General features: G+C 68.7%; 1 protein-coding gene. It reads right to left on the bottom strand.

From position 1 onward, the window contains the following. Positions 1–632 (bottom strand): 1-deoxy-D-xylulose-5-phosphate synthase N-terminal domain-containing protein (locus tag GSE44_RS25145; protein ID WP_328799110.1); only part of this gene is annotated, 632 nt, incomplete at both ends.

The following is a 632-nucleotide window of genomic DNA, read 5'->3' on the forward strand; positions in this document are numbered from 1 at the left end:
CCGCTCGGCATGGCCGCCGTCACCGCCACGATCCGGGGATCGGCCTCGGCCTCGGCGATCAGGGCTTGCGCGAAGACCTTGGTGTAGGAGGGCGGGCCGGGTGGGGCCTTGGCCTGCTCGCCGGTGATGACGTTGAACTTGACCACGCCATGATACTTGTCGGCCGCCGCCTCGGCGGGCTCGTAGCCCTTGCCCTTTTGCGTCACCACATGGAGCAGGATCGGCCCGGCCTCATCGGCATCGCGCAGGTTGCGCAGCACGGGCAGCAGGTGGTCGAGGTCATGCCCGTCGATGGGCCCGACATAGTAGAAGCCCAGCTCCTCGAACATGGTCCCGCCCGTGAGCATGCCGCGGGCATACTCGTCGGCCCGGCGTGCCGCCTGGGCGAGCGGGCGCGGGAAGCGGCGCGCCATCCTGGCCATCACCTCGCGGATGGACAGGAAGGGGCGTGACGAGATCAGGCGCGACAGATAGGCCGACATGGCGCCCACGGGGCGCGCGATCGACATGTCGTTGTCGTTCAGCACGACGATCAGGCGCGACCGTATCGCCCCCGCATTGTTCATCGCCTCATAGGCCATGCCGGCCGACATGGCGCCATCGCCGATCACCGCGATGACGTTCTGGTCGGC

Source organism: Muricoccus harenae (assembly GCF_009848505.1).
Taxonomy (GTDB): domain Bacteria; phylum Pseudomonadota; class Alphaproteobacteria; order Acetobacterales; family Acetobacteraceae; genus Roseomonas; species Roseomonas harenae.